Here is a 17,417-nt window from a genome sequence, read left to right on the forward strand (position 1 = left end):
AAAGATTATTTAAGTGATTTTAAGCAATGGAACCAAAAACCGCATGCTGAACAATGGTTGCTTTTTCCTAAAAATATTGGAAGTTATCTTTCCATAGATGAAACAGTGGAGTAGCTAATAAATTTGTGACTATTTTCTTAAGCTACTTTTTTAATAATTCCTCTCAATTTTATTTCCATTTCTAGCGGTGAGAGATATCCTAAACTAGAATGTAATCTTTGGGTATTATACCAATAAATATAGTCTTCTATAGAGTCATATAGTTGATTGTAGGACGTAAATTTAAATCGATATAACCATTCGTACTTTATTGTCTTAAAGAAGCTTTCAGCTACCGCATTGTCCCAACAATTACCTTTTCTACTCATACTTTGGGTTATTTTAAGATTAAAATCACAAATGTTGGTTATTTTGTTTGACGCATATTGTACACCTCTATCCGAATGAAAAATTAGACTATTACTAATATTTCTTGTTTTACGAGCATCAATCCAAGCTTTCATTACCGTATTTTGAGTCGTCATATCTTCACTTAAAGACCATCCAACAACCTTTCTATCTGCAAGATCTATGATGGTTGTTAAATAATTCCAATCATCATTAACTCGAATATAAGTAATATCAGACACCCATTTTTCTCCTAATTTAAGACTAGAGAACTCTCTATTTAACATGTTTTCTGCAATTAAATATTGGTGATTAGAATCTGTTGTAATTACAAATTTTCTTTTTAAAACACTCCTTAAGCCCATTTCTTTCATTAGTAGTCCGATATAAGAGCGAGAATAAATTAAGCCTTCTCGTTCTAACTTTTTTTGAATCCTACAACTACCATATATTTCTTTACTTTCTTTAAAAATAATTTTAATCCTTTCTTTTAAATGTATTTTAGGTGTTTTTAAAAATATAACATCTTTGTTTTTAAACCAATGATAATAAGCATTTTTACTAAGCTTCATAGATTTACACATCTTCTCAACTGGATATATATCAATGTTTTCTAAAATGAATTGATACCTTATAGGTCGCTCTTGGAGAAGATGCTCACCGCCTTTTTTAAGATGTCACGCTCCATGGTTACATTCTTTAACTCTTTCTTTAGAGCCTTGAGTTCTTGAGCTTCAATAGATAACTCCTTTTTTTTTGAGAAATCACCCGATTGTAACTTGTATTCGCGTTTCCAACGCCCAACCATACTCAAGCTTAAACCATAATCCTCACTAACTTGTTTTGTCTTAATGCCCGAATTTAACAGTTCTACAATCATAACTTTAAATTCATTGTCATACTTTTTTACCATAAGTCAAATATAAAATTTATAACCTCATAAAAATCGTCACATCAAATGTAGACACTCCACAGCATTTTCTAATGGAGATTTATATACTATCGTGACTAATAAAAATGCGAACGGAAAGAAAGGTGCTTTACTCGCTATGATTAAAGGTACTAAAGCTGAAGATGTTATTAGAATTCTTCATAAAATAGCTTTAAAACAACGGAAAAAAGTAATCGAAGTAACCTTAGACATGGCAGGAAACATGGGGTTAATCGTTAAAAAATCATTTCCAAAAGCTGTATTAGTTATAGATCGCTTTCATGTACAAAAATTAGCTTTAGATGCTTTGCAAGAAATAAGAATTAAACATCGTTGGGAAGCAATAGATAAAGAAAACGACGCCATAGAAAACGCTAAAAACAACTCCTTAAAATATGTTCCTGAACTACTACCAAATGGAGATACTCTAAAACAATTATTAGCTAGGAGTAGATATCTATTATATAAATCTAGTAACAAGTGGACTAACACCCAACAGGAAAGAGCTGAAATACTTTTTAAAAATTATCCAGATATAGAAAAGGCATATAATTTATGTCAAAACTTATCCTGGATTTATAATCAAACAAAAGATAAAACTGTTGCCTTAATTAGACTTGCTAAATGGGATGAAAAGGTAAGACAAGCAAAGTTTAAAAGCTTTAATAGCATTGCTAGAACAATGTCTGTACATTATCAGAATATACTCAACTATTTTGACAATAGAAGCACAAATGCTTCTGCAGAATCTTTTAATGCTAAAATTAAAGCCTTTAGAGCACAATTTAGAGGTGTTAGAAACATCAAATTTTTCCTTTTTAGACTCTCAAATATTTATGCCTAATTTCTAAATCCCACAACTTTTTGACTTGATCCCTTTTTAGACTCTCAAATATTTATGCCTAATTTCTAAATCCCACAACTTTTTGACTTGATCCATTTTTCCTTTTTAGACTCTCAAATATTTATGCCTAATTTCTAAATCCCACAACTTTTTGACTTGATCCCTAAAAAGGTGTACATTGATTAATAAATTGATTGAAGTGATAATATTAAAAAGAGCAGAAAGCACTATAAACCCTTACAAAACCTATATAAAACAAAAAACCTTACTATTTCTAGTAAGGTTTAAGTGAGCCCTGAAGGATTCACTAATAAATAAAACCTTGTTTAAAACAATTTAACTCTATATATTTGATAAATAAGGGATAGTATAATCAATTTTAATAAATTATATATTTCCAAAAACATGGTTTCGTCCCCTTATTAAAACCTTTTCGTCCCCCTTTTAATAAACTAGAATTAAACATAACTCTATTTTATTAGAATAACCTTTAATAAAGGTTAATTAAACATAATCTAAAATTAAGTAATGGAGTTAAAATTTGTATTAAGAAAAGACAAAGTAAATAAAAATGGCTTATGCCCTATCAGAGCAGATATCTCAATAAATGGACAAAGAGCTAGAAAAACTATAGTAGGAGTAAAATCGTCTGAAAAAGATTGGAAAAACAACAGAATTAAAGCTAATCTAAAAAATGAAAAATATAATTTTCATGATGAGTATAATCAGAAAATAAAAAACTTTGAAGACAAGATTGATATTATTTTTAGATATATAAGATCTAATGATCTTACAGTTGGTAAAGATTATATTATTGATAAAATCAATGACGAATCTTTTGGTGAAAATAATTTAAAAAAAGATTTCTTTTCTATATATCAAGAATATATAGATAAATCTAAAAATAGAGTTGTTCCTGGTTCTATTAGAAGATATAAATCTAACAGAAAATTCTTTCAGGAATTCGAAGAATTTTCAGGTTATACCATGCACTTTGATTCTATCAATTTAGATTTTTATGAAAAATTGACTTCATACTGTTTTGAAGAAAGAGATACACTAAACAATTACTTTGGTAAATTAGTTACAGGAATTAAGGCTTTTATGAATTGGGCTTTTGAAAGAGATTATCACCAAAACATAACTTTCAAAAAATTTAAAGCACCTAAAGACAGAATTGAAGTAATTTACTTAACAATAGATGAATTAAAAAAATTATACAATTTTAATTTTGAAAACTCTAAACTAGATAAAGTAAGGGATTTATACTGTTTTTCAAGTTTTAGTGGATTAAGGTTCAGTGACTTAAAGAATTTAAAAAGTTCTAATATCTACGGAGATTATATAAGATTTAATATCCAAAAGACAAGAACCATAGACCATATTACCCCTCTAAATAAATTTTCGAAAGAAATACTCTTAAAATATAAAGAGACAATCTATGAACCATTACCAAAAATTAGTTCTCAAAAATATAATGAATACCTAAAAATTGTATGTGCAAAAGCTGGTATTACTCAAAAAGTAAACATTACTCGATTCATTGGTAGTAAACGCATTGATGAAGAAATCCCTAAATGTGATTTAATAACTAGCCACACCGCAAAAAAGACCTTTGTATCTAATAGTCTTGCTTTGGGAATAAATCTAGAAATTATCAAACTAACCACGGGAAACACTGATGACAAAACATTTGAAACCTACACTCATATCCCAAATCAGTTAAAAATAAATGAAATAACTAAATACTGGGATAAAATTTAAAAAACAAAACTATGGAAAATCCAGCTTCAATAAGTTTAGGCGTTAGTAATCTCTTTAAATACTGTAAAAAGGAATTTTACAACAGTAAAATAGTACTCAATATAAACCTTGTTATATTATTAATTATTCACTTATTTATGGTTTACCAACTATTTTATAAGAATGTAATTATTAATTTTTTCGATTACAAATTCGGAATTATTTTATTTATACTTTATTTAGGATACACATATTTTCCTCTTTATATGGTATTAGTCGAATTTGGAATTTGGAAAAAAAGCACTTTAAATACAAAATTCCTAAACTACACTAAACAACTACTTGAGTCAAGTGAAAAAAGACACTCAAAACCTAATGAAACAACAAAGCTTAAAGATGAAGTTGCCATTTTAAATAAAAAGACTTCAAATAATAAACAGACTATTAAATCCGTAAAAGATAATTTAACTAGTGTAAAGGAAGTTCAGACAACCTTTATAAAAGAAGAAGAATTTAAACCAGTAAGAAATCTTGTAAATAAAAATACAAGTGATATTGTAACTATAAATAATAAAACATTAAATAATAAGCTTTCTATTAATTCATTAGAAAGTAATATAATAAATATCAAAAAAGATTTAAAAACATCGAATAGTAAAATAGACGCTAATAAGCTAAAAATTGAAGATCATCTACTAAAAAAAGAAAAATTAACAACTCTTAATGGTTTCACCAAAAGTAAATTTGAAGTTATTTTAAACACTTTTCAAAAAAATTTATTTCCAAGTATAAAGACCAACCACTTTTCCGATTTTGCTTTCACTGAAAAAACAGAGACTTTTAAAGGTAAAATAAAAGAGCCAGAACTTAAAAAATTTATACAATTCTTAAAAGTGCTACAACTGAATCAAGTAATTGGAAAAAACAAAACTCGACTATCTAAAGTTATAAAACACTATTTTCAGCTTAATGAGGAACACGATACTATCAATAGATGGGTTAACCCAGAAGAATATCGTTTCTTAAATGAAAAAACGGTAAAACAGATAGAATCTTATATCCCGAAAAAAAATAAAAAAAACCCCACAAAAACAACATAACACAAACATTACCAATAATTTAATTACTTTTAATTTCCGATAAAAAAATCGGATACAAGTTAAAAAGATGATTAATACCTCAAATTTACAGTGTTGAAAAAATCATAATAACATTTAACACTTAATAACTATGAGCGGTAATACACTATACGCATTCTCCGAAGAACAACTAGAAAGAATTTTCGGAAGACTACTTCAGAAGTTTAATAAAACTTCATCAAAATCTCTTCCTCAAAAAGAAATACCTGAAGAAGATAGACTCAGTCAGCAACAAGCTGCAAAAATGCTTAATAGGAGCGTCCAAACTTTAATAAAGTGGAAGAAGAAAAATAAGATTCCTTATTATCAAATTCAAGGAACTATTTTTTATTCTAAGGCTGAATTATTGGCATACGCTAAAAATCATCCTAAAGATTTTAATCGCCTATAAAAAATGCAATGAGGTACGAACTCATTGCATTATAATATTTTCAAAAAAAACAATATTAACTACCGTATTGTCATAAGACAAATATACGGATAAATTCTATAGATATGTCTGATATGCCATATTCAAGGATTGGTACATCCTTTTATAAAACTGTACAAGTCCCAACTATAAACAATCAATTTAATGAAGTTCTAATAAAATGGGATGTTTCTACTATTATACAAGACCATGGTAGAAAGTATTTAGATAAAATACCAAAATATAACGGAAAAATATGTTTCCCTAATCATTTTGAGTACACTAAAAAAGTTCATGGTTTTTACAATACCTATTCACCATTGACCTATACACCTAAAAAAGGTGATGTTAAAAACACTCTTTTATTTTTTAAACACATTTTTGGTTCTCAGTATGAATTTGGCTTAGACTACTTTAAGCTTTTATACGAACATCCTTCGCAAATATTACCTGTTTTATGTCTGGTCAGTATACAACGTTCTACAGGTAAAAGCTCATTTTTAAAATATCTTAAAGAAGTCTTTGGACATAATATGAGTTATTTAGATAGTCATTCTTTAAACAGCAATTTTAATCTTGATTGGGGTAATAAATTATTACTTGCCTTAGACGAAGCTTTCCTACAAAAAGAAGAAATTACAGAAAAAATAAAATATTTATCAACCTCTAACAAAAACAAAATTGAAGCAAAAGGAAAGGAACGTTTTGAAGTAGACTTTTTTGGTAAGTTTATTATGTGCAGTAATAAAGAAGATTCTTTTATTAAAATAGATTCTGATGAAACTAGGTTTTGGGTGATTAAAGTTCCAAAAATAAAAGTTGAAGATGTAAATTTTGTAAATAAATTAATTGACGAAATTCCTGCCTTTCTACAATTTACACTTAATAGAGAATTTGCTAGTGAAAGAAAAACTAGAATGTGGTTTACTGCAAAACAAATTTACACACCTGCTTTAAAGAAATTAGTAAACAATAATAGAAATAGAGTTGAAAAAGAAATAGCACACCTTCTTTTTAGCATAATGGAAAAATTCGAGCTAGACGAAGTCCATTTTAGCTTAATGGACTTGTTAAATGCTCTTGGAAAAACAAGGGTTAAAACAGACTTAACTCAGCTTCGAGTATTGCTAAAAAAAGATTGGAAAATTGAGCAAAAAAACAACTCTTTCAAGTACCAAAAATTCGTAATTCTTAGCGATGGTGAAATCATACTTTTAGACACAAAAGGCAGATATTTTACGATTCAAAAAAGTTTTTTAAGCAAAAACTTTGATGACCTGATGACAGACTAATCTTTATATACTTTAAACTCAGTAATAATAAGGGATTTTCCATCATCAAAACTGTCATCAAAACGTCATCAAGAAAAACACTGATGACAGAATAAAATTAAAGTTGATGATCTGATGATAAAGTGATGACACTATTAACCTATATAAATAAAAGGTTACAAGAGAATCGTCATCAAATCATCAACTTTTAATCGTTTTTAATTTACACAAAATAACAACTAATGAATTGTAAAAAAGCAAAGCTAATAGACCTAGTTTCTTATCTAAAAAAACAAGGTTTTAGAATAGGCAAAACCAATACTAAAGAAGTTTGGTTTTACTCCCCTTTTAGAGAAAACGAAAGAACCCCCTCACTTAAAACTAATATTTCTAAAAACATCTTCTTTTGCCATAGTTCTGGTATTGGAGGAACAATCATTGATTTTGTAATGAAATACAATAATTGTTCAATTAAAGAAGCTTTAGACATTTTATCTAAAGATACTTTTTCTATTCACCAGCAAACAAAACAAATTATAAGCGAGCAAAAACCCACCTACTCTATTAACAAAGTAACTGAATTAACAAATCAAAAATTATTGGATTATTTAAGCATTAGGAAAATCAATTTGCAGTTTGCAAAACAATTTTGTTTTCAAGTTCATTATTCTTTTTCTAATAGTAAAGAAAACTATGGTATTGGATTTATGAATGATGTAGGTGGATTTGAAATTAGAAATAAATTTTTTAAAGGTTGCTTAGGAAAAAAAGAAATTACAACCATAAACAATAATTCTAACGTTGTTTCAGTATTTGAATCTTGGTCTGATCTACTCTCATATTTTACTCTAAAAAATAAAATTCCGAAAGAAAATTTCATCATACTTAACTCTACTTCTTTAGTCAAAAAAACGATTGGTTTATTGGATAATTACAATGCAATAAAACTGTTCTTTGATAACGATGAAAGCGGAAATAAAGCCACCAATTTTTTAATAAAAAATACAAATAGTAAAACGATAGACAATAGAGTCTATTATAAAAAATACAATGACCTAAATAGCTATTTAGCGTGTCGAAATTAATACAGTTAGTTCTTTGCCAGTCGTGGCTTTAATTCCTTTTTAGTGCCTACTTCGTGCCCTAAAAAGAAATCAAAACCCGCTGGCTTATTCACAGAAAATGTTCATAAGAAAAAAACAAAAGAAAAATGAAATCAAATTTAAACAATAAAGTAAAAGTCGTTTTTTACCTCAATGCAGAGGATAAAGAAATCATTAAAATTCAATGTGAATCATTACAAATAAAACCTTCTTTTTTTTACAGAAATGCAGTTTTAGAAAAATTGGGCAAACCAATATTCACAAAAAAAGTACATGATTTAGATACTAAGAAATATTTGACTTCCTTAATTAGAATTGGAAATAATTTAAATCAGATAGCAAAAAAATTAAATTCAGATGCCCAATTCTTAATCGCAGACCAACAGGTTGTTTTGAATGAAATTAAACAAATCAACAACCACATTATAGAAATCAATTCAAAATTATAAACCAATATTATGGAAGAAAACACAAACACAGCCATCTTTACTTTAATGCAAAAAGTAGTGGATAAATTAGATGCTATTTCTAAAGATGTAAATAAAAAAGACCAAAATGAATTAAGTGATGTTATCTCAAAAGAGAATAAGCAGCTAAAAGAATTAATAGAAATAACTATCAGTAACCAATCTGTACTCGGACAAAAAAATCTAAATACTAGAAAAGAAATTATTGATTCTATAAAAGAAAACGCAGTAACTCCTAATGTAAATAATTATACTGAATTCAGTTTACTAGGTCGTAAATCACATTTTAAACCTAAAACATTAATCATTATGCTTTTTAGCTTACTTATTATATGGAGTTCTTTAAAATATCTTCCTACTTATTTTATAGAAAAAAGTTCGTTAAGTAAAGAAAGAGAAGAATATCTAGTTTTTTATAATTTTGTTTATTTAAAACAATTAAACAACGATAAAATTATTAATGCTAATGAAATTCTAAAAAAGGTTCAACAAAAAGACACCTTATTTATGAAAGAATATCATACACTTTTAAGCACTTATCAACGAGAAATAAGAAAGCAAGAATTAAAAGAAGAATTAAATTTACTTGACAATAATGATCGCTAAACTAGAACCCGTAGCCTATTTATCAAATGCACTCGCTTATTGTGAACGTGGAGGAGAATTAATAGCTTCCAATAAATGTATTGGAAATAGTACTGAAATAAACTCTCAGATGGAAAGAAACAACGCTCTTAATGATAGATGCGTAAAAAATACTTTTCATATCAAAATAAGAATTGCTCCAGAAGACAAAGGAAAATTAAATACCCAAGATTGGATTGACATCTCTATGGATTATGCTAAGAAGATTGGTTTTCAAGAGAATCCTTATGCTGTGTATATGCATGAAGAAGGTTCGAATAAGGAACATATTCATATTGTAGCATCACGTATTCAATCTAATAATTTAGCTGTAAAGGATGGTTATACCCATTATCAGAATATGGACTTTTGCAGAGAGATTGAATTAAAGTACAAACTAAGACAAGTAAAACGGGTTTTGGAAGCTGTAAAAAAACAAGAAATTTTCATTAAAAATGATAAAAGAATTGCACCATTAAAAGAAAAAATTGCATCAGCTATTAATCAATCTGATTCTTTTGAAGATTTTGAGTTTCATTTAAAAAATATGGGAATTAAAACTAAAAAAGGAAGAGGAATTGGCTTTATAGATGAAAAAGGGGTTTATATAAAAGGTTCTGATATTGATAGAAAATATTCTTTAAAAGGAATTGAAAAACAATTATCATATGAGGAACAAGAAAAACAGATGAACAAAAAATACAGAGGTTTTAAAAGGTGATTCTTTTAATGAGAAAGAACAATATATAAAGCTATAAGTATACATTTATAGCTTTATATTTTTGTAAACTTATAACCTTATATAAAAATACACTTATACTTTTAAATAAACATACAAACTACTATGTGTGTGTGTGTCGCCTGCCGCTATGGCTCATTTTAAAAATAATCTGATTTTTTCAGTATTGCTATGAAGAGAAAAATCAAATCATTTTTAAAACGTAAAAAACAGTATTTATCCTACTCCTCGTGTTAAAAATATAAATAATGTTTAATCCGACCATCATCTAAAATATACTTCCTCCACTTTTTTTCAAATGTTAAGTATTTATCCTCTGGAGTAACATATAACAAATTAAACCAATCAACTATATCGTTTTGGTCAATTTTCATATTTTTTGTGGTTTCTAACTTTTTAAAGAAAACCTCTGTAACTACCATAAATAATTCAATTTTCGACCAATCAAATTTACCCCAATCTATAGTATATTTTTTATTACTCGCATAAACATCGAACATATACTTTACAAACTCTCTATTAATTAATGTAGGGTCTTTTTTTAAATGTTCTTTTTGACCAATACCTGTATTTATACTTTTTCTTATGGTTAATAATTCATCATTACCTAAAGCAGCAAACTCACTTGAAGGTCTTCTACTGTCTTTACAATCTTCAATAATTTCACTTCTTAAATCTTCATCAACTCCCTCTTCACCTAACTGAAGCTCCATTATGGATGAAAAACCTTTTAATATTTGCTTTGTTGGTTGTTCATTTGCATCATATCTTGAATCATTATTCATTAAAACAAAATCAAATGGGTTTTCAGGAATTATAGGACCACAATTGTTGTAAATAGCTTTTAAAACATCTTGATAGTATTTGGTATGATGCGCCATCATTGTTGAAGTAGCTAATTCTTCAAGTGAAAAAGCCGTAGGTATTAATAATACATCTTCTGGCTTACTATAAGTAGATGAAGCAATAGAATACCAAACATTAGTATCACAAATAACGTGAGGCTTTACTTTACCATAAACTTTTCTTAACCTAACTTTTGCCATTTTAAACTTGTTATTAAATTCAATTATTTATCCCTTCTATTATTAAATCCAAGTAATTTTTATCATTTGGTAATTTATCAACATCTACTATATTTTCCTTTTCATCAGTATCGTGCCAATTCAATCTAAAAATATTTTTATCTATTAAATTTTCTTTGACCCAATCATTTGGTTTATTCAAACCTAATACAGAACTATCTCTTAACAATAAAAATGAGTTTAAAATAAAGGTTTTGTTATGTGTTGCTGATAGTTCTTTTTCCAATCTAACTAACGTGTCATTATTTACTTTATCTGCAATTTTCACTTTTTCATTATCTAAAAGTGTTGTTGCATCTTGCATACCCATTTGCCCTTTTGGATCAATAAAATTGATATAAATGGTATCTCCTTTTATCATCCATAATATAAAGTCTGGATAAAACACTTGTGAATCGTCATTTAGATAAATCCCTATGCTTTTTAAGGTTTCTACATTACGCATTAAATAGATTTCATACGCTTTAAACCTTGTATTATCTTTAAAGTAATTAGCTGCATCTTGCACAAATTTCTTTTCTCCTGCATTTAATTTATCTGGTGTAATTTTTAAATCTTTCTCACCATCAACATTATTACGTACTTCTCTTAATAAAGGATTATAAATATGATTGCCTATAGTATCAATTTTTAAACTTTCAGCTATGGCATCAATTTCATTTTCAAAAGCAGTTACTTCTTCATCTATTTCTTTTTGCTTTTTAAACGTAGTTTTACCTCTTGACTCTTTAGTAGATTCTATTGTTTTAATTATGTAATATTTATCAATAAAGTCACCTTTTAATTTTACTGTACTTTGATTTAATGGCTCTTCATATTCGTAATTACTATTATTAATATACCAATTTACTTTGTTTTTTAATTTCTTTAAAAAATCTACGGTTACCTGTGTAACCACATTTTCAATTAGTTCAATATTAGTTGTATCTAAAGATGATTTATACTTTATTTCAGTAATGAAAGTAAGAACATCATTAATGCTTAATTGCTTACTATTTGTATTGATATACAACCCATTATCATCTTGAAACTCTGAAATAATATTTTGTAATTTATTTAGATTAATAAAGACAATATAATCCTTTAAGAAATTTGAGAGCTCCCCTTTAATGTTTACACCTTCTTTATTTCTATCTGGTCTGTAATCTAAATTGATTGAAAAATTATTTACTGTATCGTCTTTACTAACGCCGTTTTGATAGAACTGCACTTTAAAACTATTATTTGACAATAAAGCTACTCTGCGTTGTGCAATTTCAACTTTAGATAATTTAAAAATAGGAATACGCTTTCTAAATTCTTCAAACTTAATTTCTGTATTATCATTTAGTTTTATGATACTTGGATTTACCTCAATTTCATATTTCTTTACAATTTCTAACTCTTTATTTACTGCACCTGTAAAGGTTTCTAAATATGATTTTTTAAGTGAAAAAACTGTTAGTGTCTCTATTTTACGAAGTTTATCTTCTTCTTTTGTATTCTTTAATTTAAAGTAATCTTCATTATGTGCTGGAAAGGTACGCTTACCATTATTTTTTAAACCTTTGATACGAACACCTCTTCCAAATATTTGAATAATCTTATTCCCTTTTGAACTTCCTAAATTAATTAAACCAATTACAGATACTCTAAAACAGTTCCAACCTTCTGCAAATTTTCTACTACCAATTAATACGTTTATCGGTGAGTTTTGACTGTCTATATTTTTAAATGAATAGCGTTCTATATTAGATACAATTACCTTATCTCTTGGATTTTTTATGACGTTATCATTATCTAAATCGTTGATAAACTTTGCTCCATTACCTACATTTACAATTCCCCAATAACCACCATTACCATAAGACATTAGAATTTCATCATCAGTTTCTGGATTTCGTGTTAGCGTAAGTTTACCTGTAAACTCTTCATTAAAAAGGTATTTATAGGTTACTTTTTGCTCATCAGATAAATCAGCTAAAAAGTTGACAATGTTTGTAATATCTGAAACCTCTGGGTCTTCGTTTTTAGCAGATTTATCTTTGTTGTTAACCGTATTACCCATAAAAGCAATTAAAGGCTTGTCTGGATGCTGTGAGGCTTTAAATATGTCTTTTTGAATGGAATAATCTATGTGATGCCATAAGTCTATCTTTTCATTAATTACAGATAGATTTCGATGTAGATTATCATCAAAACTTTTCTCTAAAACGTCATCACCTACTTGCTGAAAGTAATAATCTTTACCATACCCATCTTTGTAAAATAAGTTATAGTTATAATCGTACACTATTGACTTTTCGTAATCTTTTTCTAAATCTCCACTAATGTTATGAAAGGTTGCAGAATACTCAAACAAGAAACTGTTTTCTATATTTAAACGCTTCCGTAATGTCATAAAAGCACCATCTGTACCTGTATTCCCAGTTGTACTTAAACCAATATGTGCTTCATCTACCAATATTAATCTTCGGTAGGATTTGCTTTCAGGAAAGTCGAAAAAATCATTTGGCTTGTTTAATAAAGCAGCTGTAGTATCAATTGTTAACCGAACCGCATTACGATATTTTGTATTTAGAAACTCAATAAAAGGTGTTAATTCTCTTTCGTGTTGGTCTATAAGATTTACACCAGGGGTTGTCATTATAATTTCAAAATCTCTAAAATTTTTACAATGTGCTATGTATTGTAAAATATTAAGATGCATTATGATGGTTTTACCACTTCCTGTAGCCATCCAATACGCTAAACTTTCTTTAGAAAATATAAAATCGTGTTCTTCTTTTTTAGTGAGATACAACTCTGTAAAGTATAGCGCTAATATTTGATAATAACGTAAAGTTACCTCTTGCTCTTGATTGTTTTTTAAATAACTATTGTAGTTTTTTAAATGCTTTTGTACACTACTTAAAATATCGTTATCTAAACCTAAAGTAGTATCATATAACTCTAATTTATCTTGATATACTGTTTCTCTAAAATCTACGTCTGGATGCGTTAACCCTTCTTTACGCAGATGGTTGTATAATTTTAACTCCATTGCGTTTATTATTGGTTAAAGATTTCTTTAGAAATAATTTTTAGTTCAATATCTTCATCACCTACTTTAAGATGATTGCTTTTATCTAAAGTAAGTGTTGCAAATTCTGCATTTACCTCTATTGTATGAATGTTAGTGTGTTTAGAAGTTATTTCAATTATTTGCGTGCTGTCATCTTCATTTATAGCAATATCTCGCCAAATAACTAATACACCATTGGTTGTTTCTATTACTTTGTAGTATTTCTTATTTAACTCATACGTTTTAATAGACTTTATAAAATACCCTTGTAAATAATTATAGGTTTCTGTAAGGTCTATAAAACCTTTTTGTGTAGGTTGCCCATAATTAATAGTGTTGCTAAATGGAGTAAATAAATTTAATGTAGTATCTAAACTATTTTCTTCTGGTTTGTATAAATATTTAATAGGCAAGTTTTCTGGTAATGCTCCTTTATATACTTGTAAATTATCTAATACATCTTCGTATTGCTCTAATACTTGGTATTTAAAGATATGTTTCAACGAACCATTATTATCTAATGGTTTACAGTTTTGCCAATTCTCACTAAATATTCTTCTGACAACTCTTTTAGTCAAAACTTTATCAAAATAGTCTCCCATTTCCATAAGCATATATTTTCTTTTACCTTCATTTTTATTCAAGTTTAAAACAGAATGAGCAGTAGTTCCTGTACCTCCAAAGAAATCAAGGACAAATGCGTTTGGATTAATAATTGATTTGACAATGTTTTCAATTAATTTAGTTGGTTTTGGGTAAGGAAATTCACCTAAATCATTATATAAATTTTCTTTTTCTTTATTACTATCCTGATTATCACCCCAATCGGTCAAAAGGTTAGAAATGCTTTTATTTCTTGACATTTCCTCATCTGTAGGATACCTTCTAAAAGAATATTTTTCAGTTATATAAATAAGTTTTTCTCTGCTAAATAAAGTTATGGCTTCTTGTTTATTTCTAAAATTAGCTTTAACCTTAAAATCATTTTGAACAATTCCATCTTTTATTACTACGTCTTCAAGATATTCTGTCGACATAGATTTATTCTGATATATACCTTTTTTAATTACACCTACTTTTAACCCCTTACTTTCAATCCCTTTTAAAATTAGCATTTCAGAAATAGGATTTGAAGCATTATCCACCCTTCTTGTGCCATCACTTGCTTTGTCTATGGATAGTTTTTTAATTAGAGCTTTGTCTTTAGCATATACGAATATGTAATCCGTCATTGTTCCGACCTGTGAGAGGAACGATGGTTGCTTTTTCTTTTTCCAAATAAGAGTAGATATTGAATTATTACCAAAAACTTCTTCTAATAATGATTTTAATCTAAAATACTCCTGTTCGCCGATGTTTATAAATATTAACCCACCTTTATCTAAAACCTTTTTTGCCTTAAACAAACGGTTTTCCATCATAGTTATCCAAGAACTATGTTTGAAATTATCCTTATAAGCAAAACCATCATCCCCTGTATTATAAGGTGGATCAATATAAATACAATCTATTTTTGATAAAAATTTAGTTTCTATAAAATTTAGCCCTTGGTGATTCTCAGACTTAAATAATACACCATTGGTTTTATCATCTAAATCATCAATTTCAGATATTATTTTGTCTTTAAATGGGTTAGTGCCGTCTATTTGTTTAAAGCATTTGGTATCTAACACTAAAGTTGGGTTGGCTTTTATATCTTCAATAGTTTTAATTTCTAAAGAAAAAAGATTTTGCCACTCTTTTAGTTGCGTTTTGTTTTCTAAAATTTCTTGGTAGTAGTTTTCATCTATATAATCTGCTGTGATACAATACTCGCTTTCTACTACTTTTTTCTTTTTGGTAAATAAGTGTTTTTGAAAATCTTCAATAGTACTTAAAAACTCTATAATACGTGTACCTACTTTATCAAATGCTTTTGCTATTAGTAAGGTTGTATTATCTAATTTACCTGCGTATATGCTTTCCAAATCATCAAAAATGTAATTTTTAACGTATCTGTTTTTCTCATTGGTTAAAAACTCGTTTAGATTTTCGTGTATAAAATAATCAGCATCATTACCAATGTAGAAACTGTTTAGTTTTTGGTCTAATGTATAGAGTGATTTTAAAGTTTCATCTGTAAACTGTTTTGTTTCTTCATCATATAAGCGTACACCTCTATCAAAATTGTTTTTTACTTCTTTTTCAATTTTCAGTTTCTTTTGACGTAAAGCAGACAAACCTTTTATTGCACCGTTTTGTACTTTATCAAAGTCTTTAGTTAGGTCTACAAAGACTTGTTTGGTTTTATCGTCTTTAGTGTATTCAAGATATTTGTCAATCGCTGTTTCTTTAAATACTTCTTTATAAATAGCTTTAAAAATTTCTACTTTAGAGGTAGATGCATCAGAAAGATTAAAAACAACTTGATAAATAGTTTCTTTAGTCGCTTTGTCTTTTACTTTTTCAATTCTATCAAAACGATAATGTTTTAATTGGCTGTCTTTATTGTTGTTTTGGCTTGTTCCTTCCTCTTCGCTATTTTCATTTGTTTCTAAACGGTATTCTATTTTCTTGCCATTTAAATCAAACTTTATAGCGTTGAAAGATGTACCTGTTTTAATGTATAAGCTGCCTTTGTGTTTCCAATGAAACATTGTATCACTACCATTATAATCTGCTTCGTAAGGCACTTTGTATAAGTCTCTGCTACGATCATTATAGCCAAAATCTCCATTAGAATAATACATCTGGAAGAAACCAAGTATATGATTGTAGATTTTGTCTTTTAGCTCGTCTGTTATGCCTTCTGATTTAGATAACGTGTTTAAGGTTTCTGTAAGTTTAGTTTTCTTGTCTTGATTTTGTTCTGTACTAATAAATAACTCTAATTGTTTGTAATTAGCTTCTGGGTCATTAAGAAGATTTTCTTGATTTAGTTTTTTTAGAAAATTTTCTAAATCTATAGCATCTGTTTTTTGATTTGCAAGATTTACTTCTTTTAAAGTTTCTTCAATAGTTGGTGCTAAATCGTTAGGATTATCTCCATCAATAAAGCTTTCTATGTGGTTACGTTTAAGGTTGTATATTTTATAAATACCAAAGTCCAAATCATTTTCATTGAATTGGAACATTTCTTTAAGGAAGTATCTTAAGTTATCTATTGATTTTGACATTGTTATGGCAGGATGTTTTTTGTTCTTGTAAAAGTTAAAAATATAAATATTTTTGTCCAAACGACGTAAATATTCACTTTAATTATTCAACTTTCAAAAAATTAAAAAAACACATATTTTCTAAAAACCTCAATCATTAATAAAATCGGAAGTAAACAACTAATTGAATGTCTAATATCTATAGCATTTAATAAGTAGTTAGAATTAACAAAGTGATTTCAGCCCCCTATCTCGTCCCCCTAAAAACAAAAAAGTCTTCAAAACCGATAGGTTAAGAAGACTTTAAGTGAGCCCTGAAGGATTCGAACCTTCGACCGCCTCCTTAGAAGGGAGGTGCTCTATCCAGCTGAGCTAAGAGCCCGTAATTTTTAAGTTGTTACGACCAACTGTGTCGGGGTGGCAGGATTCGAACCTGCGACCTCCTCGTCCCAAACGAGGCGCGATGACCGGGCTACGCTACACCCCGAGTGCAATTTC

General features: G+C 28.0%; 13 protein-coding genes and 2 tRNA genes. 9 read left to right on the forward strand and 6 right to left on the reverse strand.

Going from position 1 to position 17,417, the window contains the following annotated elements; genetic code table 11:
- Window positions 1–137: 137 nt before the first annotated feature.
- A protein-coding gene (locus JOP69_RS07230; protein WP_203395325.1) for an IS3 family transposase occupies window positions 138–1,300 on the reverse strand; the annotation gives its coding sequence in 2 pieces (ribosomal slippage) (window positions 138–1,063 and window positions 1,063–1,300; 1,164 coding nt in all).
- A 40-nt stretch (window positions 1,301–1,340) separates the two neighbouring features.
- Between JOP69_RS07230 and JOP69_RS07235 the strand changes: the two genes are divergently transcribed.
- From JOP69_RS07235 to JOP69_RS07275, 9 genes are all read left to right on the forward strand, one after another.
- Window positions 1,341–2,162, forward strand: a complete 822-nt coding sequence (locus tag JOP69_RS07235; protein ID WP_215602686.1) for a transposase — start codon at window positions 1,341–1,343, stop codon at window positions 2,160–2,162.
- Window positions 2,163–2,690: 528 nt separating this feature from the next.
- Window positions 2,691–3,926 carry a site-specific integrase gene (locus tag JOP69_RS07240; RefSeq protein WP_203394939.1) on the forward strand — a complete coding sequence of 412 codons (1,236 nt, stop codon included), beginning with the start codon at window positions 2,691–2,693 and terminating at the stop codon, window positions 3,924–3,926.
- Between the two features lie 11 nt (window positions 3,927–3,937).
- Window positions 3,938–5,005, forward strand: coding sequence for a hypothetical protein (locus tag JOP69_RS07245; protein ID WP_203394940.1), 1,068 nt, complete (start codon window positions 3,938–3,940; stop codon window positions 5,003–5,005).
- A 130-nt stretch (window positions 5,006–5,135) separates the two neighbouring features.
- Window positions 5,136–5,435 (forward strand): helix-turn-helix domain-containing protein, encoded by a 300-nt coding sequence (locus JOP69_RS07250; protein WP_203394941.1) that lies wholly within the window; start codon window positions 5,136–5,138, stop codon window positions 5,433–5,435.
- A gap of 104 nt (window positions 5,436–5,539) precedes the next feature.
- On the forward strand, window positions 5,540–6,745 hold the full coding sequence (locus JOP69_RS07255; protein WP_203394942.1) for a primase-helicase family protein: 1,206 nt from the start codon (window positions 5,540–5,542) through the stop codon (window positions 6,743–6,745).
- A gap of 221 nt (window positions 6,746–6,966) precedes the next feature.
- A complete protein-coding gene (locus JOP69_RS07260) occupies window positions 6,967–7,809 on the forward strand; it encodes a toprim domain-containing protein (protein ID WP_203394943.1) in 843 nt (280 codons plus the stop codon).
- 125 nt (window positions 7,810–7,934) lie between these two features.
- A complete protein-coding gene (gene mobC / locus JOP69_RS07265) occupies window positions 7,935–8,276 on the forward strand; it encodes a plasmid mobilization relaxosome protein MobC (RefSeq protein WP_203394944.1) in 342 nt (113 codons plus the stop codon).
- A 9-nt stretch (window positions 8,277–8,285) separates the two neighbouring features.
- Window positions 8,286–8,900: a hypothetical protein gene (locus tag JOP69_RS07270; RefSeq protein ID WP_203394945.1), complete on the forward strand. Its 615-nt coding sequence runs from the start codon at window positions 8,286–8,288 to the stop codon at window positions 8,898–8,900.
- On the forward strand, window positions 8,890–9,639 hold the full coding sequence (locus JOP69_RS07275) for a relaxase/mobilization nuclease domain-containing protein (RefSeq protein WP_203394946.1): 750 nt from the start codon (window positions 8,890–8,892) through the stop codon (window positions 9,637–9,639). The genes JOP69_RS07270 and JOP69_RS07275 overlap by 11 nt, the downstream gene beginning before the upstream one ends.
- 251 nt (window positions 9,640–9,890) lie before the next feature.
- Here the strand turns inward: JOP69_RS07275 and JOP69_RS07280 are convergent, their stop codons facing one another.
- The 5 genes from JOP69_RS07280 to JOP69_RS07300 all read right to left on the reverse strand — a co-directional run bounded on the left by JOP69_RS07280 (window position 9,891) and on the right by JOP69_RS07300 (window position 17,406).
- Window positions 9,891–10,703 (reverse strand): hypothetical protein, encoded by an 813-nt coding sequence (locus JOP69_RS07280; RefSeq protein ID WP_203394947.1) that lies wholly within the window; start codon window positions 10,701–10,703, stop codon window positions 9,891–9,893.
- Window positions 10,704–10,722: 19 nt separating this feature from the next.
- On the reverse strand, window positions 10,723–13,764 hold the full coding sequence (locus JOP69_RS07285; protein ID WP_203394948.1) for a DEAD/DEAH box helicase family protein: 3,042 nt from the start codon (window positions 13,762–13,764) through the stop codon (window positions 10,723–10,725).
- A gap of 8 nt (window positions 13,765–13,772) precedes the next feature.
- A complete protein-coding gene (locus JOP69_RS07290) occupies window positions 13,773–16,940 on the reverse strand; it encodes a site-specific DNA-methyltransferase (RefSeq protein ID WP_203394949.1) in 3,168 nt (1,055 codons plus the stop codon).
- A 287-nt stretch (window positions 16,941–17,227) separates the two neighbouring features.
- A tRNA-Arg gene (locus JOP69_RS07295) sits at window positions 17,228–17,301 on the reverse strand.
- A 30-nt stretch (window positions 17,302–17,331) separates the two neighbouring features.
- Window positions 17,332–17,406: transfer RNA gene (locus JOP69_RS07300), tRNA-Pro, on the reverse strand.
- Window positions 17,407–17,417: the final 11 nt, after the last annotated feature.

This window comes from Polaribacter sp. Q13, from assembly GCF_016858305.2.
GTDB lineage: Bacteria > Bacteroidota > Bacteroidia > Flavobacteriales > Flavobacteriaceae > Polaribacter.